Origin of the sequence: Pseudomonas sp. NPDC079086 (genome assembly GCF_044542155.1) — a bacterium.
Lineage (GTDB): Bacteria > Pseudomonadota > Gammaproteobacteria > Pseudomonadales > Pseudomonadaceae > Aquipseudomonas.
The window spans coordinates 1,055,025-1,078,889 of sequence record NZ_JBITTY010000001.1; the positions used below are offsets into that span (position 1 = coordinate 1,055,025).

General features: G+C 61.0%; 21 protein-coding genes. 12 read left to right on the forward strand and 9 right to left on the reverse strand.

The window, feature by feature from the left end; all coding sequences use genetic code 11:
- Positions 1 to 78: 78 nt before the first annotated feature.
- Both nudE and cysQ read left to right on the forward strand, forming a co-directional pair.
- Entirely contained in the window at positions 79 to 645 is a 567-nt protein-coding gene (gene nudE / locus ACIGEK_RS05015; protein ID WP_397492228.1) for an ADP compounds hydrolase NudE, read from the forward strand.
- Positions 642 to 1,475 (forward strand): 3'(2'),5'-bisphosphate nucleotidase CysQ, encoded by an 834-nt coding sequence (gene cysQ, locus ACIGEK_RS05020; protein WP_397492229.1) that lies wholly within the window; start codon positions 642 to 644, stop codon positions 1,473 to 1,475. The genes nudE and cysQ overlap by 4 nt, the downstream gene beginning before the upstream one ends.
- A gap of 134 nt (positions 1,476 to 1,609) precedes the next feature.
- On the opposite strand, the gene ACIGEK_RS05025 is transcribed toward cysQ, so the two are convergent.
- Positions 1,610 to 3,520 (reverse strand): beta-ketoacyl synthase, encoded by a 1,911-nt coding sequence (locus ACIGEK_RS05025; protein ID WP_397492230.1) that lies wholly within the window; start codon positions 3,518 to 3,520, stop codon positions 1,610 to 1,612.
- Between the two features lie 243 nt (positions 3,521 to 3,763).
- Here ACIGEK_RS05025 and ACIGEK_RS05030 point away from each other — a divergent pair, with 243 nt between their 5' ends.
- From ACIGEK_RS05030 to gcvH, 5 genes are all read left to right on the forward strand, one after another.
- Entirely contained in the window at positions 3,764 to 5,413 is a 1,650-nt protein-coding gene (locus tag ACIGEK_RS05030) for an acyl-CoA synthetase (protein ID WP_397492231.1), read from the forward strand.
- A 110-nt stretch (positions 5,414 to 5,523) separates the two neighbouring features.
- Positions 5,524 to 6,525, forward strand: a complete 1,002-nt coding sequence (locus ACIGEK_RS05035) for an extracellular solute-binding protein (RefSeq protein WP_397492232.1) — start codon at positions 5,524 to 5,526, stop codon at positions 6,523 to 6,525.
- A 172-nt stretch (positions 6,526 to 6,697) separates the two neighbouring features.
- A complete protein-coding gene (locus ACIGEK_RS05040; RefSeq protein WP_397492233.1) occupies positions 6,698 to 8,314 on the forward strand; it encodes an ABC transporter permease in 1,617 nt (538 codons plus the stop codon).
- A gap of 195 nt (positions 8,315 to 8,509) precedes the next feature.
- Positions 8,510 to 9,592 (forward strand): glycine cleavage system aminomethyltransferase GcvT, encoded by a 1,083-nt coding sequence (gcvT, locus tag ACIGEK_RS05045; RefSeq protein ID WP_397492234.1) that lies wholly within the window; start codon positions 8,510 to 8,512, stop codon positions 9,590 to 9,592.
- A 142-nt stretch (positions 9,593 to 9,734) separates the two neighbouring features.
- Positions 9,735 to 10,124 carry a glycine cleavage system protein GcvH gene (gene gcvH, locus ACIGEK_RS05050; RefSeq protein WP_397492235.1) on the forward strand — a complete coding sequence of 130 codons (390 nt, stop codon included), beginning with the start codon at positions 9,735 to 9,737 and terminating at the stop codon, positions 10,122 to 10,124.
- Positions 10,125 to 10,185: 61 nt separating this feature from the next.
- Here gcvH and ACIGEK_RS05055 read toward each other — a convergent pair whose 3' ends face one another.
- The 3 genes from ACIGEK_RS05055 to ACIGEK_RS05065 all read right to left on the reverse strand — a co-directional run bounded on the left by ACIGEK_RS05055 (position 10,186) and on the right by ACIGEK_RS05065 (position 13,276).
- Complete coding sequence (locus ACIGEK_RS05055) at positions 10,186 to 10,641, reverse strand: NfeD family protein (RefSeq protein WP_397492236.1); 456 nt, start codon at positions 10,639 to 10,641, stop codon at positions 10,186 to 10,188.
- Positions 10,642 to 10,644: 3 nt separating this feature from the next.
- Positions 10,645 to 11,565, reverse strand: a complete 921-nt coding sequence (locus tag ACIGEK_RS05060; RefSeq protein WP_397492237.1) for an SPFH domain-containing protein — start codon at positions 11,563 to 11,565, stop codon at positions 10,645 to 10,647.
- 124 nt (positions 11,566 to 11,689) lie between these two features.
- Positions 11,690 to 13,276: a murein L,D-transpeptidase gene (locus ACIGEK_RS05065; protein ID WP_397492238.1), complete on the reverse strand. Its 1,587-nt coding sequence runs from the start codon at positions 13,274 to 13,276 to the stop codon at positions 11,690 to 11,692.
- 160 nt (positions 13,277 to 13,436) lie between these two features.
- Between ACIGEK_RS05065 and ACIGEK_RS05070 the strand changes: the two genes are divergently transcribed.
- Positions 13,437 to 14,105: a murein L,D-transpeptidase catalytic domain family protein gene (locus tag ACIGEK_RS05070; RefSeq protein ID WP_397492239.1), complete on the forward strand. Its 669-nt coding sequence runs from the start codon at positions 13,437 to 13,439 to the stop codon at positions 14,103 to 14,105.
- Positions 14,106 to 14,121: 16 nt separating this feature from the next.
- Here the strand turns inward: ACIGEK_RS05070 and ACIGEK_RS05075 are convergent, their stop codons facing one another.
- Together ACIGEK_RS05075 and rpiA are read right to left on the reverse strand one after the other, a co-directional pair.
- Complete coding sequence (locus ACIGEK_RS05075; protein ID WP_397492240.1) at positions 14,122 to 15,906, reverse strand: GspE/PulE family protein; 1,785 nt, start codon at positions 15,904 to 15,906, stop codon at positions 14,122 to 14,124.
- A 117-nt stretch (positions 15,907 to 16,023) separates the two neighbouring features.
- Positions 16,024 to 16,698 carry a ribose-5-phosphate isomerase RpiA gene (gene rpiA / locus ACIGEK_RS05080; RefSeq protein WP_397492241.1) on the reverse strand — a complete coding sequence of 225 codons (675 nt, stop codon included), beginning with the start codon at positions 16,696 to 16,698 and terminating at the stop codon, positions 16,024 to 16,026.
- Positions 16,699 to 17,012: 314 nt separating this feature from the next.
- On the opposite strand from rpiA, the gene ilvA reads away from it, so the two are divergent.
- Together ilvA and ACIGEK_RS05090 are read left to right on the forward strand one after the other, a co-directional pair.
- A complete protein-coding gene (gene ilvA / locus ACIGEK_RS05085; protein ID WP_397492242.1) occupies positions 17,013 to 18,527 on the forward strand; it encodes a threonine ammonia-lyase, biosynthetic in 1,515 nt (504 codons plus the stop codon).
- A gap of 18 nt (positions 18,528 to 18,545) precedes the next feature.
- Complete coding sequence (locus tag ACIGEK_RS05090) at positions 18,546 to 18,986, forward strand: DUF2269 family protein (RefSeq protein ID WP_397492243.1); 441 nt, start codon at positions 18,546 to 18,548, stop codon at positions 18,984 to 18,986.
- A 56-nt stretch (positions 18,987 to 19,042) separates the two neighbouring features.
- On the opposite strand, the gene ACIGEK_RS05095 is transcribed toward ACIGEK_RS05090, so the two are convergent.
- On the reverse strand, positions 19,043 to 19,696 hold the full coding sequence (locus ACIGEK_RS05095; protein ID WP_397492244.1) for an HAD family hydrolase: 654 nt from the start codon (positions 19,694 to 19,696) through the stop codon (positions 19,043 to 19,045).
- A gap of 143 nt (positions 19,697 to 19,839) precedes the next feature.
- On the opposite strand from ACIGEK_RS05095, the gene ACIGEK_RS05100 reads away from it, so the two are divergent.
- Together ACIGEK_RS05100 and ptsP are read left to right on the forward strand one after the other, a co-directional pair.
- Positions 19,840 to 20,319 carry an RNA pyrophosphohydrolase gene (locus ACIGEK_RS05100; RefSeq protein ID WP_108487934.1) on the forward strand — a complete coding sequence of 160 codons (480 nt, stop codon included), beginning with the start codon at positions 19,840 to 19,842 and terminating at the stop codon, positions 20,317 to 20,319.
- Positions 20,320 to 20,337: 18 nt separating this feature from the next.
- The gene (gene ptsP, locus ACIGEK_RS05105; protein WP_397492245.1) at positions 20,338 to 22,617 is read left to right on the forward strand and encodes a phosphoenolpyruvate--protein phosphotransferase; all 2,280 of its coding nucleotides are present in this window, start codon (positions 20,338 to 20,340) and stop codon (positions 22,615 to 22,617) included.
- Positions 22,618 to 22,653: 36 nt separating this feature from the next.
- Here the strand turns inward: ptsP and ACIGEK_RS05110 are convergent, their stop codons facing one another.
- Positions 22,654 to 23,400 carry an NRDE family protein gene (locus tag ACIGEK_RS05110; RefSeq protein ID WP_397492246.1) on the reverse strand — a complete coding sequence of 249 codons (747 nt, stop codon included), beginning with the start codon at positions 23,398 to 23,400 and terminating at the stop codon, positions 22,654 to 22,656.
- A 3-nt stretch (positions 23,401 to 23,403) separates the two neighbouring features.
- Positions 23,404 to 23,772: a hypothetical protein gene (locus ACIGEK_RS05115; RefSeq protein WP_397492247.1), complete on the reverse strand. Its 369-nt coding sequence runs from the start codon at positions 23,770 to 23,772 to the stop codon at positions 23,404 to 23,406.
- Between the last annotated feature and the right edge of the window lie 93 nt (positions 23,773 to 23,865).

The window sequence follows — 23,865 nt, forward strand, 5'->3', positions numbered from 1 at the left end:
GATCGCGCAATCTCCTACGCAGATAATAGGAAAAGCCGCGTTATGATAACTCGCTATGTCCTGCCCAGGAGCCGCCCCATGCGTCAGAAACCCACCGTACTCGCTCGCGAAATCGTCGCCAGCAGCCGCCTGTTCCGCGTTGAGGAGTTGCAGCTGCGCTTCAGCAATGGTGTGGAGCGCACCTATGAGCGGCTAGTGGGCAAGGGTTCTGGCTATGGCGCAGTGATGGTAGTGGCGATGGTCGATGACGAGCACGCCCTGCTGGTCGAGGAATATTGCGGCGGCACTGATGATTACCAGCTGTCGCTACCCAAAGGGCTGATCGAGCCGGGTGAGGACGTGCTGGACGCGGCCAATCGTGAGCTGAAAGAAGAGGCCGGCTTTGGTGCGCGCAAGCTTGAGCTGCTGGCCGAGCTGAGCCTGTCGCCGGGCTATATGAGCCAGAAGATTCAGGTGGTGCTGGCCTCGGATTTGTATGAAGAACGCCTGCCGGGCGATGAACCGGAGCCGATGCGCGTTGACCAGACCAGCCTGCGCGAGCTGTCGAATTTAATCCAGCATCCGCAATTCACCGAAGGTCGTGCCCTGGCCGCGCTGTACCTGGCCCGCGATGTACTGACTCAGCGTGGGATTTTTAAACCATGAGCCAAGCCACGAGCCATCCTCTGATTCCTGCAGTCATCGAACTGGTGCGCCAGGCCGGTGCGGCGACTCTCCCTTTCTGGCGCGCTGATGTGACGGTCAATGAAAAAGCCGATGCCTCGCCGGTCACGGCTGCCGATATGGCCGCACACCACATTCTTAACGACGGTCTGCTGGCCATTGCTCCCGATATCCCGGTGCTTTCTGAAGAAGCGGCCGATATTGCGATGAGCGAGCGTGGGCAGTGGAGCCGCTGGTGGCTGGTCGATCCGCTGGATGGCACCAAAGAGTTTATTGACGGCAGCGAAGAGTTCACCGTCAACGTCGCGTTGATCGAGCAAGGCCGTGTGGTTTTTGGCGTGGTCGGCATTCCGGCCACCGGCCAGTGCTATTACGGCGGTTCTGGTCTGGGCGCAAGGCGAGAGGATAAAGCGGGTAAGGCTGAGCCGATCAGCGTGCGCCTGGCGCCGCAGGAAGCCTTTACCCTGGTCGCCAGCCGCCGTCATTCCAGCCCGACGCAGGAGGCTTTGCTGGCTGGCTTGAGCGAACGCTTTGGTGATTTGCAACTGGCCAATGTCGGCAGTTCGCTGAAGTTCTGTCAGCTGGCCGAGGGCAATGCCGATTGCTACCCGCGCCTGGCGCCGACCTCACAGTGGGACACAGCGGCGGCACAGGGTGTATTGGAAGGGGCGGGCGGCGAAGTGCTGACGCTCAAGGGCGAGGCGCTGACCTATGAGGCGCGTGAGTCGTTGCTTAACCCGTACTTTCTGGCTCTGCCGGCTGCAGCAGCCTGGCGCGCCGAGTTGATTCAGTTGGCCCGTGCGCTGGATTAGGCAATTTGCTCGGATGATGGGTATCGCTGCGCTCGCCCCATCCTACGTTGTTCATAATCTGTAGGAGCGGCCCATGGCCGCGATGGTTCTGATCGCGGGCCAGCCCGCTCCTACATTCTCGGCGGTGGTTCGGCTCAGTCGAGCATATCGTCGTAGCGCCCATCCTTCTTGAACACCAGCGGCTGGGCGAAGCCCGGCACCTTGATCTGCTCGCAGTTGATCTCGATCTGCTGGTCGTCGATCAGGTCGTTGCCGAAGTTGTAGATAATCCCCAGATCACCCAGCAGTGCTTGCGCGTCGTAGGCTTGGGCCGCCCTGCGAGTGGCTTCGCGGCGTTGCAGGTAAGCGGCAAACGCGGTCTCACCATGACGCTTGCGCAGCATACGTTCGACTACATGCGGTGCCAGCAGCAAGGCGCTGGCGTTGTTGCCGCCAAAACCTTTGGAGTTAATCACGCACAGGTCCAGTTTTTCGGGTGCGCGGGTGCGATCGCTGGTAGCGAAGCTCAGGTGTTGCTGGTGCACGTCTTCGGCGACTGCATCAATGGTTTTGATCCCCGGAATGATGCCGTACTTGAAGCTGCCCAACGCGGAGATCACCTGGTCGCCACTGGCGGTGGCCAGGGAGTGGCCGACAAAGGCCTTCACTGCCGTTACCGGCCACTGTTTGATGGCGAAGGCGCTGGCGATGCGGTCGAGAATTTCCGACTCGGTCACCCGGTTGGCCGGGGTGCTGGATCCGTGAGCATGCACAAAGCTGCGTTCGCGCACCGCGTCGATACCCAGCAATTGCACGGCGCTGGCCACGGCCTTGGCCACGGTCAGGTAATTGCCCGGGCCGGGGGCGGAAATGGACTTCTTGAAGCCGTCGGCGTTGATAAACACATCCGGCACCGCGCCGTGGATGTCTGCGCCCAGCTCCAGGGCCAGCTCATCATCCATCAGCACCACGAACTGGCAGGCCTCAGCCAGGGTGAACCCACAGTTTTCGCCAAACGGGCGGCTGGCGCGGCTGAAATCCACGGTGTCGTTGCCTTCGATTTGGCGCAGGCCATCTTCGGTGGCCAGGGCTCCCATGGCACCGTAACCCTCAATACACTCCTGATTGATCGGCGCCTCACTGTTGCCGACGATGGCCACTCGCGCCTTGCCCGAGCTGATCAGCTCAATGCCTTTTTGCAGGTTGTAGAGGAAGGTGGCACAGGCGCCGGTGACGCTGCCGGTGGTGCCGACGCTGCCCAGCACATAGGCGTTGATGAAATCCGCCGGCATGGTGTTGAGGCCCAGGGCCAGCTGTTTGGCGGTTACTCGGCCGCCTTTGAGGCGCGACTGCATCAGTCCGCCGAAGCCGTTTTCGTCGAGCTGGCTCATGATGCTGCCAGCGAACACCGCGACTTCGTCCGGGGCTACGTGCTGCATGATGGTCTGCCACTCGATACCAGTCGCACGCAGCGCATCTGTGACGCCGACGATGGTCATGGCCAGGCCGCGCGGGTGGAAGCGCGCGTTATACAGCTCGCTCGGCTCGAAGCCAGTAGGCAGCTGCCCGGCGGATTTCACCGGCAGGGCGCGGTAGCTGTCGACCTTGAATTCGCAGTTGTCGTGCAGGGTCACCAGCACTTCGCTGGCGTTCAGCTCATCCACTGTCCAATCCGACGGCAGCGGGTCCGGCAGGTGTTTACGCAGGGTGATAAAACTCAGCGGCTGGCCGGCGGTGGCGCTGATGTCGATGGTCTTCTGCCAGTGTGCGGCATCGACATCCAGGTGCTGTTTTCCGATGCGGCGCACCAGGGTCGAGGCGAGAATCTGCTCAGCGAAGTGAGCGTCGATCTCGGCCAGGCTCAAAGCATTGCCGGCGTCATCCTGATAGCCGCCGTCGACTACCTTGATCAGCTTCATCATCACCGCCAGGCCGGCCAGGGTCTGCTGGCGTGCGGGGGTGTCCATGGACTCGATAACGGTACGGCGGAAACCATGGTGGAAGGAGCTGCGCCCAGCCGCGTTATAGCCACCAAAACCAACGATCACAGGTAAGCGTGAGGTCACTCGATAACTCCTTGAAAAGATAACGCCAGACAAGCCGAGATAAAGCTATGGAGGCTTGTCACACAGGCCGAATCGCTCTGTGGCGGTTACTACGCCGCGATCAAGCGACCAGCATGGCTGTTCGGATGCCTATGCTGACGTGATTGCTGACTTGCAAGTCACGGTTTCGACCAAGGTAGCGCATCGCTAAAACCCTATGGCTGTTATGGTTTCTGCGCATAAAGGCCCAGCTGGAGAACAACAATGCACAGCGTCAATCCCTACGAATACGGCATGCCCCGCGATGCGGCTAATTTTCAGGCGCTCAGCCCGCTGAGCTTTCTTGAGCGTGCCGCCAGCGTTTACCCGCAGCGCCTGGCGCTGATCAATGGCAGCCTGCGCCAAACCTGGGGCGAAACCTACAGCCGCAGTATTCGTCTGGCCTCGGCGCTGGCTCAGCGCGGCATCGGCTTGGGCGACACGGTGGCGGTGATCGCGCCTAACGGCCCGGCGATGTTTGAGGCGCATTTTGGCGTGCCGATGTGCGGCGCGGTGCTGAATGCCATCAACACCCGTTTGGATGCCGAAGCCATCGCCTTTATCCTGCAGCATGGCGAAGCCAAAGTGCTGCTGGTGGACAAGGAGTTCGGCGAACTGGCCCAGCGTGTGGTTGGTCACCTGCCGCAACCGCCCCTGGTGATTGGCATCGACGACCCGGAATATGCCGAAGGTCTGCTGATCGGCCAGCTGGATTACGAGGCGCTGCTTGCCGAAGGCGATGCAGATTACCCCTGGCAGTTGCCGGCCGACGAGTGGCAGGCGATCTCGCTCAATTACACCTCAGGCACCACCGGCAACCCCAAGGGCGTGGTTTACCACCATCGCGGCGCGCACCTGAATGCGCTGTCCAACGCCATGTGCTGGGACATGAGCCGTTTCCCGGTGTACTTGTGGACGCTGCCGATGTTCCACTGCAACGGCTGGTGCTTCCCGTGGGCGCTGGCCGCCTATGTCGGGGTAAATGTGTGCCTGCGTCATGTGCGTGCCGAGGCCATCTACCCGGCGCTTGCCGAGCATGGCGTTGACCATTTCTGCGGTGCGCCCATCGTGTTGAATATGTTGGCTAACGCCGATGAGGCTTTAAAAGCCCTGAAGATCCAGCCGGTCAAAGTGCTCACCGCCGGCGCCGCACCACCCGCAGCGGTAATCGAAGCCATGGAAGCCTTGGAATTTCGCGTCACCCACGTCTATGGCCTGACCGAAACCTACGGCCCCAGCGTGGCCTGCGAGTGGAAAAGCGAGTGGGACAGTGAGAGCCCGGAACAACGTGCGCGCCTGAAATCCCGCCAGGGCGTACGTGCGCCGCTGCTCGACGGCCTGATGGTGGCCGACCCGGATACCCTGCAGCCGGTGCCGAAAGACGGCCAGACCATCGGCGAGATCATGATGCGCGGCAACGTGGTGATGAAAGGCTATTTAAAGAACCCCTCAGCCACTGCCGAGGCCTTTGCCGGCGGCTGGTTCCACTCCGGCGATCTGGCGGTGTGGCATGCCGATGGTTATGTCGAGATCAAGGATCGCAGCAAGGACATCATCATCTCCGGCGGCGAAAACATCTCCTCCATCGAGGTGGAAGACGTGCTGTATCGCCATCCGCAGATCCTTGAAGCTGCCGTAGTGGCCATGGCCCACGCCAAATGGGGTGAAACCCCCTGCGCTTTCGTCACCCTTAAGCCGGGCGCAGAGCTGACCGCCGAAGAGGTGATCGCGTTCTGTCAGCAGCGCATGGCGCGCTTCAAGGTGCCGGGCTGTGTGGTGTTCACCAACCTGCCGAAAACCAGCACCGGCAAGGTACAGAAGTTTGTGTTGCGTGAGCAGGCCAAGCAATTGGCCGCGCAGCAGGCGGTAGCCTAAGGAGGATTGAAGGCGCTTGTTACAGGTTTAAATGGATAACGAGTTGAGAACCTAAATGCTATTCACTACTATTTGGCATCTTAACTCGTCCATACCAAGAGGCACTCTACATGCAGGTAAGCAAAGGCTTGTTCGCCGCACTTTCTCTCACCGCGCTGGCCAGCACTGTGCAGGCCGCCGATGAAGTGGTGGTGTATTCCTCGCGTATCGACGAGCTGATCAAGCCGGTATTTGATGCCTACACCGCCAAGACCGGGGTTCAGGTGAAGTTCATCACCGACAAGGAAGCGCCGCTGATCGCTCGCCTGAAAGCCGAAGGTGCCAACACCCCGGCCGACCTGCTGATCACTGTGGATGCCGGCAACCTCTGGCAAGCTGAGCAGCAAGGCGTGCTGCAACCGACCCAATCCGAGCTGATCGCTGCCAATATCCCGGCTCAGTACCGCTCCGGCACTGACAGCTGGACTGGCCTGTCGCTGCGTGCACGGACCATCTTCTATTCCACCGAGCGAGTTAAACCGAGCGAGCTGAGCACCTACGAAGCCCTGGCTGACAAGAACTGGGAAGGCCGCCTGTGCCTGCGTACCAGCAAGAAGGTCTACAACCAGTCGCTGACCGCCACCCTGATCGAAACCCATGGTGCGGCCAAAACTGAAGAAATCATCAAGGGCTGGGTCAACAACCTCGCCACCGACGTATTCGCCGATGACACCGCGCTGCTGCAGGCCATCGACGCCGGTCAGTGCGACGTCGGCATCACCAACACCTATTACTACGGTCGCCTGCACCAGCAGCAGCCAGACCTGAAGGTGAAACCGTACTGGCCGAACCAGAACGACCGTGGTGTGCACGTCAACCTGGCCGGTGCCGGTGTGACCAAGCACGCACCGCACGCCGAAGCAGCGCGCAAGCTGCTGGAGTGGATGACCACTGAAGAAGCGCAGACCATCTTCGCCGGCGTTAACCAGGAGTTCCCGGCCAACCCGGCGGTCGCACCGTCCAAGGAAGTCGCTGCTTGGGGCACGTTCAAAGCTGACTCGATTGCCACCGAAGTGGCCGGCAAGCGTCAGGCTGAAGCGACCATGCTGATGGATCGCGCTGGCTGGAATTGATCGGCACTCGTAGGGTGGGTCGGGCCGCGTAGGTTGAGACGCGTAGCGCCGATCCCCATCGCAGTCGAATTGATGGGTATCGCTGCGCTCAACCCATCCTACGTAACTGGCTTTATACTGCCGACGCCCCGCTTTTGCGGGGCGTTGTCTTTTCCGCTGTAGAGGACTCTGCGTGGCCCATCCTGCCCAGCGCCGCTGGTACCCCATCGCCTTTGCCGTTGCCTTGCTGGTGCTGCTGCCGCTGAGCGTGCTGATGTTTAGCTGGCACGAGGTCGACCAGCAGATCTGGGCGCATCTGTGGCAAACCCAGTTGCCGCGCCTGCTCGGCAATACGCTAATGCTGGTGCTCGGCGTGGGCGTGGGCGTGACGCTGCTCGGCGTTAGCCTGGCTTGGCTCACCAGCCTTTGTGAGTTTCCCGGACGGCGCTGGCTGGACTGGGCACTGATGCTGCCGTTTGCCATTCCCGCCTATGTACTGGCGTTCGTGTTTGTCGGCCTGCTGGATTTCGCAGGCCCGCTGCAAACCCTGCTGCGCGAGTGGTTCGGCAGCGGTGTGCGCTTCCCCCGCGTGCGTTCCACCGGCGGGGTGATCATCGTGCTGGTACTGGTGTTCTATCCCTACGTCTACCTGCTCGCGCGCAATGCCTTTCTGGCCCAGGGCAAGGGCCTTATGGAGGCTGCACGGGTACTCGGCCTGAGCCCCTGGCGGGCGTTCTGGCGTGTCGCCCTGCCGATGGCGCGACCGGCGATTGGTGCCGGCCTGGCACTGGCAATCATGGAAACCCTGGCGGATTTCGGCGCGGTGGCGGTGTTCAACTTCGACACCTTTACCACGGCGATCTACAAGACCTGGTACAGCTTCTACAGCCTGACCAGTGCCACCCAGCTGGCCAGCCTGCTGCTGCTTGCAGTGATGCTGGTGCTCTACGGCGAACGCCGCGCCCGCGGTGCAGTACGCCCGGTGAACGAGCGGCCGCGCGGCAAGGCGCTGTATCACCTCAAGGGCGGCCAGGCCCTGGCCGCCAGCGCCTGGTGTGGTCTGGTGTTTGCCTGCGGCTTTGTTATTCCGGTGCTGCAGTTGATCGTCTGGTTCTGGCAGCGCGGCCGTTTCGATCTGGATGAACGCTACAGTGCATTGATCCTGCACACCTTGTATCTGGGCGCGATGGCGGCGTTGATCACCGTCAGCGTGGCATTGCTGTTGGCGTTCTCCCGGCGTCTGGCACCGACTCGGCTAATGCGCTCCACCGTTGGTCTGGCCAACCTGGGTTATGCCCTGCCGGGCTCGATGCTGGCGGTGGCGATCATGTTGGCGTTCAGTTACCTCGACCGTGAGCTGGTGATTCCGCTGTCCAGCTGGCTCGGCGGCGCGGGCAAGCCGGTGTTGCTTGGCAGCCTATCGGCACTGTTGTTAGCCTATATGATCCGCTTTATGGCGGTGGCCTATGGTCCGCTGGAAAACAGCCTGGCGCGTATCCGTCCGTCCTTGCCGGAAGCCTCACGCAGCCTCGGCGTCGGCGGCGTCGGGCTGTTCTTCAAGGTCTACCTGCCGTTGCTGGTACCTGGCGCGCTGTCGGCGGCGTTGCTGGTGTTTGTCGATGTGCTCAAGGAAATGCCCGCCACCCTGCTGATGCGCCCCTTTGGCTGGGACACGCTGTCGGTGCGGGTGTTTGAAATGACCAGCGAAGGTGAGTGGGCACGCGCCGCCCTGCCGGCCCTGACGCTGGTGCTGGTCGGGCTGTTGCCGGTGATTCTGCTGATCCGCCGTTCGGCGCGGCGTCACGGGTAGGGCGGGTTAGCCGAGTAGCGGCGTAACCCGCCAGGCTTCTTCAGTACAGGCAAGACCAAGATGACCGCCCCCGGTCTTGCGGCTACAATGCGCGCCATTCGCAGCGGCCGATCTTCTTGATAGCCCGTGCCAGCGCCCGGTTTTGTGGGCTCAGCCAGGTTGCCGCTGCACTGCCCAGCCCGCAAGGAGACACTTATGGGACAGCGCACACCGCTCTATGACCTGCACCTCGCTTTGGGTGCCAAGATGGTCGACTTCGGCGGTTGGGACATGCCGTTGCACTATGGCTCGCAGGTCGAGGAGCACCATCAGGTGCGTCGCGACTGCGGGGTGTTCGATGTGTCGCACATGACCGTGGTGGATGTCAGTGGCAGCGAGGCCAAGGCCTACCTGCAACACCTGCTGGCCAACGACATCGAGCGCCTGCAAAGCATCGGTAAAGCCCTCTACAGTGGCATGCTCAACGAGCAGGGCGGGGTGTTGGATGATTTGATCGTCTACCTCACCGACTTCGGTTACCGCGTGGTGGTGAATGCCTCGACCCGCGACAAGGACCTGGCCTGGATGCGCCTGCAGAGCGTCGATTTTGACGTGCAGCTGCAAGAGCGTGCCGAACTGGCGATGCTGGCCATTCAAGGCCCGCAGGCACGCAGCAAGACTGCCGAGCTGGTCAGCCAGTCCCGCGCCAACCTGATCCAGAGTCTCAAGCCCTTCGAAGGCCAGCCCGATGGCGAGTGGTTTATCGCCCGCACCGGCTACACCGGAGAAGACGGTCTGGAAATCATGTTGCCGGCCAGCGAAGTGGTGGCTTTCCTCAATGAACTGGTCGGTGCCGGGATTTCCCCGATTGGTCTAGGTGCGCGCGATACCCTGCGCCTGGAAGCCGGGATGAACCTTTACGGGCAGGATATGGACGAAAGTGTTACCCCGCTGGCCGCCAATATGGCCTGGACCATCGCCTGGGAGCCGGCCAGCCGTGGCTTTGTTGGCCGCGCCGCGCTGCAGAAACAGAAGGTCGAAGGTGTTGCCTCCAAGCTGGTCGGTCTGGTGTTGGAAGAGCGCGGCGTGCTGCGTGCGCATCAGGTGGTGCGAGTTGAAGGGGTGGGCGAAGGTGAGATTACCAGCGGCAGTTTTTCGCCGACCTTGGGTAAATCCATCGCCCTGGCCCGTGTGCCGGCGGCTACCAGTGAGCGTGCCGAGGTAGAGATTCGCGGCAAGTGGTACCCGGTGCGGGTGGTCAAGCCGACGTTTGTGCGTAACGGCAAGGCGCTTATCTAAGCCTTGAACTGGCCATGGATGGTCGAGAACGCCCGTTTTGCAACGGTGCGTCAGGTTTTTAAAGACTTTCTTTCGGTATGGCCAAGGCCTGCTAAATTTCCATGACGGCGTGGTCGCCGTCATGTCAGATGAGGAACGACACATGAGCACTATCCCCGCCGATCTGCGTTACGCCGCCAGCCACGAGTGGGCGCGCCTGGAAGCCGATGGCAGCGTTACCGTAGGCATTTCTGATCACGCTCAGGAGGCCCTGGGTGATGTGGTATTCATCGAGCTGCCGGAAGTCGGCAAGACCTTGAATGCCGGTCAGGAAGCTGGTGTGGTGGAGTCGGTAAAAGCTGCCTCCGACATTTATGCGCCGGTTTCTGGTGAAGTGATCGCGATCAATGACGGCCTGGCTGATAGCCCGGAAAGCGTCAACAGCGACCCGTACGGCAGCTGGTTCTTCAAGCTCAAGCCAAGCGACGCCAGCGAGCTGGACAAGCTGCTGGATGCGGTCGCTTACAAGGCTAGCGCTGACAGCGACGCATAAAGTTCTTGGTTAAACGACAACGCCCCGCAATGCGGGGCGTTGTCGTTTACAGTCTTGGCTATCAGTCCGGCTGTGCGGCAACGACTTGCAGTAGCACGCCATCCTGCCCCACCACCCGTACTGGTGTGCCGGCTGGCAGGTCGTTGCCGATTACCAGCCAGAGGCTGTCGCCGGCCTTGATCTTGCCGCGTCCGCCATTAATCGCTTCGTGCAGGACGAAGGTGCGGCCGACGAATTCGCTACCGCGCTGGTTCAGCCCCGGCTGGTCGGAAGGCTTGGCAGCACTGCGCTGGCGCTGCCACCAGAACACTGCCGTCAGTATCGAGAGTAGGCCGAACAGGATGAACTGCGCAGCCCAAGGCAGGCCCGGGAAGATAAAGGTCAACAGGCCGACGCTGGCGGCGGCCAGTCCGATCCACAGTAGATAGCCACCGGCACCGAACACTTCGAGAATCAGCAGCAGCGTGCCGAACGCCAGCCAGTTCCAGTACGACAGGTGCTGTAAAAAGTCCCACATGCTTTAACCCTTCTTCTCGCCGAAGGTGGCTTTGACAATTTCGCTGATACCGCCGACTGCGCCGATGACCTGGCTGGCTTCCAGCGGCATTAGGATGACCTTGCTGTTGTTGGCGCTGGCCAGCTGACCGAGGGCTTCGATGTATTTCTGCGCGACGAAGTAGTTGACCGCCTGCACGTTACCCTGGGCGATGGCTTCGGAAACCATGCGCGTGGCTTCGGCTTCTGCCTGGGCGGCACGTTCGCGCGCCTCGGCTTCGAGGAAGGCGGCCTGGCGCTGGCCTTCGGCCTTGAGGATGTCGCCCTGTTTCTGCCCTTCGGCGGTGAGGATGGCGGCAGCGCGCAGACCTTCGGCTTCGAGAATCTGTGCGCGCTTGATCCGTTCGGCTTTCATCTGCCCGGACATGGCGGCCATCAGGTCGGCGGGCGGGCTGATGTCCTTGATCTCGATACGGGTGATCTTGATGCCCCAGGGCGCGGTGGCTTCATCGACGGTGCGCAGCAGCTTCTCGTTGATCGCGTCACGCTGGCCGAGCATGGCGTCCAGCTCCATGGAGCCGAGCACGGTACGGATATTGGTCATCACCAGGTTGCGGATGGCGTGCTCAAGGTTGTTCACCTCGTACGCCGCCTGAGCCGAGTTGATGATCTGGAAAAAACAAATGGCGTCGATCTGCACCGTGGCGTTATCGGCGGTGATCACTTCCTGCGGTGGAATATCCAGCACGTTTTCCATCACGTTCAGTTTGCGGCCGATCTTGTCCATGATCGGTACGATGATGTTCAGACCCGGCTTGAGGGTGTTGGTGTAGCGGCCGAAGCGCTCCACTGTCCATTCATAGCCCTGTGGCACAACCTTGAAGCCCATAAAGACGATGGCGACGGCGAGGCCGACAAAGAGAAAAATGACGCTGCCGATTTCCATGTGATGTAGCTCCTTGGCGGGTTTTAATCTGCGGATTAGCTGTTCAGGTATTTAAGCACAGTTGGCATTGGCGCTGCTGTCGATGGCGTTGCAGAGTGTGCCGATCAACGGTCATGGCTACCGATCAGTGCACGTTTGGCGCCAGGGCTTTTATCAGGCGCGCGTCGCGCGCATAGATGTCCGGGTAGTAGCGCAGGGTCCCGTCCTTTCTGGCTTCGACCGTCCAGTAGGCAATCAGCAGCGGTGCCGGATGTTGCAGACGGTATTGCTGGGTTTCGCCGCTGGCGATACGCGTCTGCACGCTGCTCAGCTCATCCGGAGTGAGCAGCCAGGCGAGCAGGGTGTCGACGGCCTCGACCCGTACACAGCCCGAGCTGAACGCACGTGGGGCTTTGCTGAACAGCTGCTGGCTGGGAGTGTCATGCAAATAGACCGCAAACGGGTTGTCGAAGCGCACAGCGACGCGGCCGAGTGGGTTATGAGTGCCAGCCGACTGACGCAGGCGAATCGCACCTGGAGCTTCCCAGTCGATGCTGTGTGGGTCGAGTAGGTTGCCGTCGCGGTCGAGCACGCTCATCTGGTGCCGTTCCAGGTAGCTGATGTCGTCGCGAATAGCAGGCAATTTGTCTTCGCGCAGAATGGTCGGCGGCACGGTCCAGGTCGGATTGAGGGTCAGGCGCACAATACTTGAGGCAAGCAGTGGCGTTTGCCGTTCGGCGCGGCCGACCTGGGTGCGGCTGCGCCAGAGCAGCTGGTTGTTGCGTCGAACCTGGATTTCGGCGGCTGCGACATTGATCAGCACTTCGGCATCGCCCATGGGGTCGGCCAGCCAGCGCAGGCGCTCGAGGTTGGCGCGCAGTTGTTCCCGGCGCATCTGTGCGCTGATGTTTAGCTCGGCCAGGCTGGCGGGGCCGAGAATGCCGTCGGGGTTGAGGCCGTGGTCGCGCTGAAAAGTCTCCAGGGCTCTCTGCGTGGCCAGATCATAGGTACTGCCCAGTTCTTCTAACGGGGCAGTCAGGTAGTTTTGGGCAACTAGGCGTGTGCGCAATTCTGGCAGTCGCGCATCCTTGCCGCCGGGCTTGAGCAGCGGACCGCTGGCCAGCGTCGCCCAAATCTGTAGTGGCCGCCGGCGTTGTTGCGCGTATGCGCTGCGCAGTCGCTGGTACTGCACTGTGCTCGGTCGTGCGCTGGCAAAGGCCACTGTTGGTGCGTTCAGGTGCAGTAGGGCAAGCGAGAGCGTCGCCAGTTGCGGGTCCGGATTGATGTGTCCTGCCGCTTGCCACAGCGGCTCTAAGCGCTGTTGTTGCAAACGACCTCGGCGCAGATGCAGTAGGGCTTGCAGGTAACTGTGACTGGTCAGTAGCTCCGCACAGTCGCGTTGCTCGTCAAAGCTTTCTTCGACCAGGCTGGGTAGCAGATAGTCGCTGGGCTGCAGGCCGTCATCAGCCAACTGCGCAAGCTGTTCGCGCAGCTGAAGCAGTTGTTCGCCACTTTGCCAGGCGGGCTGGCCGTCACGTTGGGCATAAAAGGCCTGCAGCAGGTGCCGGGCATTCTCGTCTAGGCTTGCCGGTAACGCACTGCAGTGCTGCGTCAGTTGAGCCAGTAATGGGCGCAGGTCGGCACTGGTGGCAAAAGGCGCTTCGGCGGCATTGGCGACCAGTGGCAGGGTGAGCAAGGCAACGCTCAGGTAAAGTGTGCGTTTTTTGAACAATCTACTATTCCAGTCCTTGGCCTAAAAGCAGGTTAGCTGCAGCCAGTATAGGCGGGTCGTGGTTGGATCTTGTGACAGGACGTCCACAGCATTAGGGGTATTTGCGCATATGTTTGGACGTTTCGGCAGGTTCTGTATGGTGGGGGTATGGCTGTTTTGCATGCCACTGTCGGTGACGGCAGCAGAGCAGGATGGGTTGTTCAGGGACCTGGCGCGGATTGCCCCTGGGCTCGATCAGCAGGCGCTGCGGCATGCTGTGGCGGCGATGCAGTGTGCGGTGAATCATGGTGCAGAACCTGCTCGTCGTCTGGCAGTAATCGACTATTCGCGACCCTCGACTGAGCGGCGGTTGTGGATATTTGACCTGCAGCGCAAGCGCTTGCTGCTGCGTGATTTTGTTGCCCACGGTCGTAAATCAGGTGAGAACTTTGCAGAGGCGTTCTCCAACCGTCTGGGCAGTAATCAGACCAGCCTGGGTTTGTTCCGCACCGCTGAAAGCTACAGCGGCAAGCATGGTTATTCTCTGCGCATGGATGGCCTGGAGCCTGGGCTGAATGATTTGGCCCGTGAGCGTGCAATCGTTATTCACGGTGCGTCATATGTCAGCCCGAGCCTGGTGCAAAGCCAGGGTAGGATTGGCCGTAGCCTGGGTTGTCCGGCGGTGCGTCCGGAGGTGGCGCGGATGGTGGTTGATCAGCTCAAGGGCGGGCAGTTTCTCTTCGCCTGGCACTCCAACCAACGTTGGTTAAAGGGCTCCGCGTACTTGGACTGCAAACCGCAGCGGGTGGCGAGCATCCTCGCCCGTCAGCAGCATTTGCCGCGCAGCTGAACTCTGCGGGCTAAGGCTATTTCTGCTCGCTCTGAGGGGTCACGCGCAGCACTTCCTCGATGGTAGTCAGGCCGGCAGCGACTTTCTGCGCGCCGGATAGGCGCAGGCTGCGCATACCTTCTTTGAACGCATGCCGACGCAGCGCAATCAGATCGGTATCGGCGGTAATCAGCGGTTTCATCGCGTCATTGATTAGCATGATCTCATACACCCCAGCGCGGCCGCGGTAGCCGGTGTCGCGGCATTCCAGGCAGCCGACAGCGCTGCAGGCCTGGGTTGGTAACGGTGCGTTCCAGGGTTTGGTCAGGCTTTGCCAGTCGTCTTCATCCAGTGTCTGCGGTGCCTTGCAATGCGGGCACAGAGTGCGCACTAGGCGCTGCGCCATTACGCCGAGCAAGGTGGACTTGAGCAGGTAGTGCGGCACGCCCAGTTCCAGCAGGCGGGTGATGGCACTAGGCGCGTCGTTGGTGTGCAGGGTGGAGAGGACCAGGTGGCCGGTGAGCGCCGCCTGAATGGCCATTTCGGCGGTTTCTAGGTCGCGGATTTCGCCGACCATGATGATGTCCGGGTCCTGGCGCATCAGCGCGCGCACGCCGCTGGCGAAGGTCAGGTCGATATTGTGTTGCACCTGCATCTGGTTGAATGCCGGCTCGACCATCTCGATTGGGTCTTCGATGGTGCAGAGGTTCACTTCCGGCGTGGCCAGTTGCTTGAGCGTGGTGTACAGCGTGGTGGTCTTGCCCGATCCAGTCGGCCCGGTGACCAGGATGATGCCGTTGGGCTGGCTGGTCATGCTCTTCCAGCGCTTCAGATCATCAGCGGAGAAACCCAACTGGTCGAAGCTTTTCAACAGCACTTCCGGGTCGAAAATCCGCATCACCATTTTTTCGCCAAAGGCGGTGGGCAGGGTCGACAGGCGCAGCTCCACCTCGCCGCCGTCCGGGGTCTTGGTCTTGACCCGGCCGTCCTGGGGTTTGCGTTTTTCTGCAACGTTCATTCGCCCGAGGCTTTTCAGGCGGCTGACGATGGCCATGGTCACCTGGGGCGGGAATTGGTAGACGGTGTGCAGCACGCCGTCGATGCGAAAGCGCACGCTGCCCTGCTCGCGGCGCGGCTCGATATGAATATCACTGGCGCGTTGAGTGAAGGCGTATTGAAACAGCCAGTCGACGATATTGACGATATGCGCGTCGTTGGCATCGGGCTCCTGATCCTGGGCGCCGAGGTTGAGCAGTTGCTCGAAGTTACCGCCCCCGCTGATTTTCATCTCACCGGCCGAGGCACCGCTGACCGATTTGGCCAGGCGATAGAACTCTACGGTAAAGCGCTGGATATCTGTCGGGCTGGCCACCACACGCTTGATCGGGCGCTTAAGTACATGAATCAGGTTGGCTTCCCAGCTATTGACCAGTGGCTGGCTGCTGGCAATGGTCACGCTGTCGGTGTCTACCGCTACGGCAAGAATCTTGTGACGCTGGGCGAAGGCGTAGGACATCAGCGGAGTAATGGCCGAGACATCGATTTTCAGTGGGTCAATGCGCAGAAAGGGCTGGCCGCATTGTTCCGCCAGCCAGCTGGTCAGCGTTTCCAGCTCGAGCTTTTTGCCCGGATGTTTGAGGTCATCGAGTTGCTGAGCAGCGAGAAATTCCAGCGGGTGCTGCTGGTTGTTCACTGCGCTGCGACGGATTGCCAGGCATTGCTCTGCATTGTCCTGATTGGTCCGGCCTTGGGTGACCAGTTCACGCAGCAGGTCGGCGAGCTCGAGCTGGCGATCATGGGCGGACGAGACGAATGCGGACATAAAACTCCCTGACGATCCTGATAATTAAGCAATATCAGCAGCATGACGCCAAGGGCGCGAGCTGTCTGCCGACTTGATCCATTTTCGCACAGCCGCCAATTATTGCCGCTCTTGGCGTCAGGCGCGCTTGAGGGTTTTTACCCCTTCAGCCGTACCAAGCAGCAGCAGGTCGGCCGGGCGAGCAGCGAACAGGCCATTGGTGACCACGCCGACGATGGCGTTGATCTGGCTTTCCAGCTCGGCCGGGTTGGTGATCGACAGGTTGAACACGTCGAGGATGATATTGCCGTTATCGGTCACCACGCCTTCGCGGTACACCGGGTCGCCGCCAAGTTTGACCAGCTGGCGAGCCACATGGCTACGCGCCATCGGGATCACTTCCACTGGCAGGGGGAAGGCGCCCAGCACTGGTACCAGCTTGCTGGCATCGGCGATGCAGATAAAGGTCTGCGCCACGGCAGCAACGATCTTCTCCCGGGTCAGGGCCGCCCCGCCGCCCTTGATCAGGTTGAGGTGCTCATCGCTCTCGTCGGCGCCGTCGACATAGAACTCCATGTCGCTGACGGTGTTCAGCTCATACACTGGAATGCCGTGGCCCTTGAGGCGTGCGGCGGTGGCTTCGGAGCTGGCGACGGCACCGTCGAACTCCATCTTGTGCTTGGCCAGGGCATCGATAAAGCAATTGGCAGTGGAGCCGGTGCCTACGCCGATCACACTCTTGGCGTCGAGTTTGGGGAGAATAAAGTCGACGGCAGCCTGGGCGACGGCTTGCTTGAGTTGATCCTGGTTCATCGTGGGCCTGGCGTGAGAGTGAGGAAAGGCGCGAATTATAGCGCGGCTGGGCCGGCGACGTTAAAACCCTGCCTGTCAGGCCACGTGAGAGCGTAGCGAGCGAAGGTCAGGCAAGGCGCTACGTTAGTAACAGCCTTCGGCTGGTCAAAACGGCGAGGAAGCGGAGTGTACTGTTGTACGTGAGCATTCCGAACCTGTTTTTAACGCCGCATCACCGAGCGCAGTAGCTCTCGCGTGGTCTGCTTGTATGGTCGTTCGGCGCAACGCTGGGGTAGACTCGCTGACTCCCTGAAAAGCCGCCTGCGATGCCCGCCATGCTCGAACAGTACGTTAAGAAGATCCTCACCTCGCGCGTCTATGACGTGGCGGTGGAAACTCCGCTGCAAGCCGCCAACCAGCTTTCCGAGCGCCTGGGTAACCAGATTCTGCTCAAGCGCGAAGACTTGCAGCCGGTGTACTCGTTCAAGATCCGTGGTGCTTATAACAAGCTGGCGCAGCTAACGGCCGAAGAGCAGGCCCGTGGTGTGGTCACCGCATCTGCCGGTAACCATGCCCAGGGTCTGGCGTTGGCTGCGAAGGTGTTGGGGGTTAAAGCCACTATCGTGATGCCCAAGACCACTCCAGAGATCAAGGTGCAGGGCGTGCGCTCACGTGGCGGCAAAGTGGTGCTGCACGGTGACAGCTTTCCTGAGGCGCTGGCCTATTCGCTGAAGTTGGTCGACGAGAAGGGCTACATCTATATCCATCCCTACGATGATCCGCACACCATTGCCGGCCAGGGCACCATAGCCATGGAAATTCTCCGTCAGCAGCCGGGCCAACTCGATGCGATTTTCGTTCCGGTCGGCGGCGGTGGGCTGATCGCGGGAATCGCGGCCTATGTGAAATACCTGCGCCCGGAAATCAAGATCATCGGCGTCGAGCCGGATGACTCCAACTGCCTGCAGGCCGCCATGGCCGCCGGCGAGCGTGTGGTCTTGCCGCAGGTCGGGCTATTTGCCGATGGCGTGGCCGTGGCGCAGATCGGTCAGCACACCTTTGATGTGTGCAAAGACTATGTCGACGAGGTGATTACTGTCAGCACCGACGAGATCTGTGCAGCGATCAAGGACATCTACGATGACACCCGTTCGATCACCGAGCCGGCTGGCGCGCTGAGCGTCGCCGGAATCAAGAAATACGTGGAGCGCGAAGGCTGCAGCGGCCAGGTACTGGTGGGCATCGATTCGGGCGCTAACGTCAACTTCGACCGCCTGCGCCACGTCGCCGAGCGCGCCGAGCTGGGCGAGAAGCGCGAAGCGATCATTGCCGTGACCATCCCCGAGCAACCGGGCAGCTTCAAGGCGTTCTGCGAAGCCATCGGCAAGCGGCAGATAACCGAGTTCAATTACCGCTATCACGAGGATAAGGAGGCGCACATCTTTGTTGGCGTGCAGACCCACCCGGAAAGTGACCCGCGTGCCGCGCTGGTGCAGGGCCTGCGTGAGCAGGGTTTCCCGGTGCTGGATCTAACCGACAACGAGCTGGCCAAGCTGCATATTCGTCATATGGTCGGCGGTCATGCCGCGGCGGTGCCGGATGAGTGCGTTTACCGCTTCGAGTTTCCCGAGCGCCCGGGTGCGTTGTTTAATTTCTTACAGAAATTAGGTGGGCGCTGGAACATCTCGATGTTCCACTACCGCAACCATGGCGCTGCCGATGGTCGTGTAGTCGCGGGGCTGCAAGTGCCGCAAGCGGAGCGTCACCTTGTGCCCGCAGCGCTGGAAGCCATCGGCTACCCCTATTGGGATGAGAGCGATAATCCGGCGTACAAACTCTTTTTAGGCTAATCGGCAGGAGCTGAATCGATGGAACATTACCAACTGCTGAAAATTCTCCACAGCGCACCGGGCGTGCTGTTGTTGCTGGGCGTGCTGGCTCATGTGTTTATGCTGTGGAAGGCCGCGCGCGCTGGGGATAGCGCCGTGCTGCAGCGCAAACTCAAACGCACCCGACTGATTAGCCTACCGGTATTTGGCCTGCTGGCCCTAAGCCTGCCGGTCAGCGGCTGGTGGCTGGTCAATCTTGCTGGTTTCCCGCTGGGGCAGACCTGGCTGCTTGCCAGTAGCGTGCTGTTCGGCGTACTGGTGCTGTTCGGTCTGCTACTCAATGGTCGTCTGGCGGCCTGGCAGGTATTGGGCGACAGTCCAGCCCCGATCAAGCTGCTGCGCTTCTGTGCGCTGTATGCCGGGCTGATCGTATTGCTGCTACTGGTGATTATGGGGCTGATGGGCGCCAAACCGGCCTGATCAGCACTCAAATAAAAACCCCGCCTGATCAGGCGGCGTTTTTATTTGCGGCGAATTTAGCGCAGCGAAATAACTGGCCAGCCGCGTTTTTCCGCTTCGGCGCGCAGCTTCGGGTCGGGGTCGACGGCGAATGGGCGGGTGACTTGCTCCAGCAGCGGCAGGTCATTCAACGAGTCGCTGTAGAAGCTGCTGTCAGCCAGGCTCAGGCCGGTTTCGCCGAGCCAGCGGTTGAGTCGGGTGACCTTGCCCTCCTTGAAGCACGGCACATCAGTGGTGCGTCCGGTATAGCGGCCGTCAGCCATTTCGCACTCAGTCGCCAGCAGGGTGTCGACGCCCAGGCGTGCGGCAATCGGTGCGGTGACGAAGCGGTTGGTCGCGGTGATGATCAGCAGCTTGTCACCGGCTTCGCGGTGTTCGGCCAACAGCGCTTCGCCCTTGGTGAGGATGATTGGTTCGACGCAGTCACGCATAAATTCGCGGTGCCACTGCTCCAGCTGAGCCATCTCCGTGCGGCCGAGGATTTCCAGGCTGAAGTTCAGGTAGTCGGTGATGTTCAGGCTGCCGGCCAGGTAATCCTGATAGAAGTCATCATTGCGCGCCTTGTAAGCAATCCCGTCGAGGATACCGCGCTCACACAGGTAGTCGCCCCAGGCGTGGTCGCTGTCGCCGCCGAGCAGGGTGTTGTCGAGATCGAATAAAGCCAAACGCACGGGGCACCTTTTCTTAAAACCTAATAAAGGCGGCCAGATTAACGGCTTTTATAAGGCTTTCCTATTACACGGGCCGCTCGCGTTGCTGCTGCCGCGGCCTTTGTGGAACAATGCCAAAACATGCGTTTACGAGGTTGTGCGCCGTGATCGATCCTGATGGTTTTCGCCCTAATGTCGGCATCATTCTGACCAATGATGTCGGCCAGGTGCTGTGGGCGCGTCGGATAAACCAGGACGCTTGGCAGTTCCCGCAAGGCGGGATCAATGACCATGAGTCGCCGGAAGAAGCGCTGTACCGCGAATTGAATGAAGAAGTTGGCCTGGAACAGCAGGATGTGAAAATTCTCGCCTGCACCCGGGGCTGGTTGCGTTATCGTCTGCCCCAGCGCCTGGTGCGCACGCACAGCCAGCCGCTGTGCATCGGGCAGAAACAGAAATGGTTCCTCCTGCGTTTGACCGGCGCAGAAGATCGGGTGCGCATGGACCTGACCGGCAAGCCGGAGTTCGACGGCTGGCGCTGGGTCAGTTATTGGTACCCGCTGGGCCAGGTGGTGACATTTAAGCGCGAGGTTTACCGTCGCGCCCTCAAGGAACTCGCTCCGCGCCTTCTGGCACGGGACTAATACAGGCTAGAGCCAAGCATGCTCAATACGCTGCGCAAGATTGTCCAGGAAGTAAACGCCGCCAAGGACCTCAAGGCGGCGCTGGGCATTATCGTGCAGCGAGTGCGCGAGGCCATGGGCAGCCAGGTCTGCTCGGTCTACCTGCTTGACCCGGAAAGCAATCGCTTTGTGCTGATGGCCACCGAGGGCTTGAACAAGAAAGCCATCGGCAAGGTCAGCATGGCCCTTAACGAGGGGCTGGTCGGCCTGGTCGGTACCCGCGAGGAACCGCTTAACCTCGAACATGCCTCCGAACACCCGCGTTACCGCTACTTTGCCGAGACCGGCGAGGAGCGTTACGCCTCATTCCTTGGTGCACCGATCATTCACCACCGCAAGGTGATGGGTGTATTGGTCATCCAGCAGAAAGAACAGCGCCAGTTCGACGAAGGTGAAGAAGCCTTTCTGGTGACTATGAGCGCCCAGCTTGCCGGGGTTATCGCCCACGCCGAGGCCACGGGCTCGATTCGCGGTCTGGGGCGGCAGGGTAAAGGTATTCAGGAAGCCAAGTTTATCGGCGTGCCTGGCTCGCCTGGCGCCGCCGTGGGTACGGCGGTGGTGGTATTGCCGCCGGCCGACCTGGAAGTGGTGCCGGATAAAAGCGTCGATGACATCGCCGCCGAGCTGACTCTGTTCAATAACGCCCTGGAAGGTGTACGCAGCGACATGCGCGCGCTGTCGGCGAAGATGGCCACCCAGCTGCGTCCGGAAGAGCGCGCGCTGTTCGATGTCTACCTGATGATGCTGGAAGATGCCGCCCTGGGTAACGAGGTGGTCAAGGTCATCCGTACCGGTCAATGGGCGCAGGGCGCACTGCGCCAGGTGATTGGCGAACACATCAATCGTTTCGAACTGATGGACGACGCTTACCTGCGTGAGCGTGCCAGCGACGTCAAAGACCTCGGCCGGCGCTTGCTCGCCTATCTGCAGCAGGCGCGTCAGCAGACGTTGATCTATCCAGACAACTGCATTCTGGTCAGCGAAGAGCTGTCGCCGGCGATGCTCGGCGAGGTGCCGGAAGGCAAGCTGGTTGGCCTGGTTTCGGTGCAGGGCTCAGGCAACTCGCATGTGGCGATCTTTGCCCGCGCCATGGGTATTCCCACGGTGATGGGCGCGGTCGACCTGCCGTATTCGAAGATCGACGGTATTCAGCTGATCGTCGACGGCTACCACGGTGAGGTCTTTACCAACCCCAGCGAGGTATTGCGCAAGCAATACGCCGAAGTGGTCGAGGAAGAGCGCCAGTTGGCCCAGGGCCTTGATGCACTGCGTGCCTTGCCGTGCGAAACCCTCGACGGCCACCGCATGCCGTTGTGGGTCAACACCGGCCTGCTCGCCGATGTAAAGCGCGCCCAGGAGCGCGGTGCCGAAGGCGTTGGCCTGTACCGCACCGAAGTGCCGTTTATGATCAAGGAGCGCTTCCCCAGCGAGAAGGAGCAGCTGGCGATTTATCGCGAGCAACTGGCCGCCTTCCACCCGCTGCCGGTGACCATGCGCAGCCTGGATATCGGCGGCGACAAGGCGCTTAGCTATTTCCCGATCAAGGAAGACAACCCCTTCCTTGGTTGGCGTGGCATCCGCGTCACCCTCGATCACCCGGAAATCTTCCTGGTGCAGACCCGCGCCATGCTCAAGGCCAGCGAAGGGCTGAACAACCTGCGCATCCTGCTGCCGATGATTTCCGGGATTCAGGAGCTGGAAGAAGCACTGCACCTGATTCACCGCGCCTGGGGTGAGGTGCGTGATGAAGGCACCGACGTGCCGCTGCCTCCGGTCGGGGTGATGATCGAGATTCCTGCGGCGGTCTATCAGGTGCGCGAGCTGGCACGCCAAGTCGACTTTCTCTCGGTCGGCTCGAATGACCTGACCCAATATCTGCTGGCTGTGGATCGCAACAACCCACGGGTCGCCGACCTCTATGACTTCCTCCATCCGGCAGTGCTGCAGGCGCTACGCCTTGTGGTGGCCGGCGCCCATGCCGAAGGCAAGCCAGTAAGCATCTGCGGCGAGATGGCCGGTGATCCAGCTGCGGCGGTATTGCTGATGGCGATGGGCTTTGATGGCCTGTCGATGAACGCCACTAACCTGCCCAAAGTTAAGTGGTTGTTGCGGCAGATCAGCATGGGCAAGGCCCAGGAGTTGCTCAGTCAGGTGATGAGTATCGACAATCCGCAGGTGATCCACAGCACTCTGCAACTGGCCCTGCGCAACCTCGGCCTGGGCCGTATGATCAATCCTGCATCGGATATCCAGGCCTGATACCTGCTGACCAGCATGAGTGCACCGCTAACGGCTTCAGCAGGTCAGTACAACCTCTCCTAAACAGCTGCCATTGCTGCCGAACGTGCGCTCGGCCAGCACGCGGCTGCCGTCGGCATTGACGATCAAGGCAGTGCTGGCACGGGTGCCGTAGGTCACGCTGGCAATAAACACGCTGGAGAGCAGACGTTCGCCGGTCAGGCCTATGCCGGTTTGCGGCAGCTCAGCGTCCGCTGCGCGGGTGGGGTCGGCAAGCAGCTTGAACAGCGTCTGTGGCTGTGGCTCATGCAAGCTGTTGTGCAGTGCCTGCTTGGCCCGTTGCAGCTTGGGCCAAGGCGTGTCCAGGTCGGCATTCGACAGGCCGTACACGCCTTCCGTCAATGGCGTGGCGTGTCCGGTCAGGGAATTGAAGTGCCAGAGTTGCTGACTGTCACCTAGCAGCAGGTTAAAGCCGTTGTAGTGCCGGCGCTGTTCGTGCAGCTCATGCAGAAAACGTTCGACGCTGTGGCTACCGGCGAGAAAGGCCACCGGCAGTTCGCCTCGTGAGCGGCCGCCCTGTGCTTGGCCGGGGTCGCGAATGTTGGTCAGAGCGGCAAAGCGCCCGCCAGGGCCGACGCCCAGCCAGGTACCGCCGGCCTGCAGGTCGCGCCCGGCAATCACCCCCGGCATATCGGGCCACTCGGACAGTGGCTGGCTGGGGCGCTCATAGAACTCATCGCGGTTGGCGGCCAGCAGCAGCGGCTGGGCATGGCCCGGTCGCCAGGCCAGAACGATCAGGCACATGGGTTAGCTCCTTAACTTCGCCAGCACGCCGGCGCTGTCCAGTTCGCCGCCTAGGTGCAGGCGCACCTTGCGCGCGCCGCAACCCAGGCCGAGTTCAAGCAGGATGCGCTCCTCAACCTGCGAAAGGCCGCCCTCCAATCGCTCCAGCGGTTGAATCAGCAGCTGCGGTGGTCGGCTCAGGCGCAAAAAACGCTTGGGCAGTAGTTCATCAAGGCCGCGCTGCAGCAGTTGCTGCGCGGCGGCAAAATCCGCCACCAGCAGGCGCTGATTGCTGAACGCAGGATCAGCTTGCAGGTGCAGTTCGCGGCCACTTTGCAGGTGCGTCAGGTGCATTTGGTTGCAGCTCAGCTTCAGGTACAGGGTCGGGCGCACGGTGCTCTATTCCTTAGAGAGTCCTGGCACTGTACGCAAAGGCCGTAAGGACATCCATCGCCCAAAGTAGAGTCCGGCCCTGTGCATCCGTTA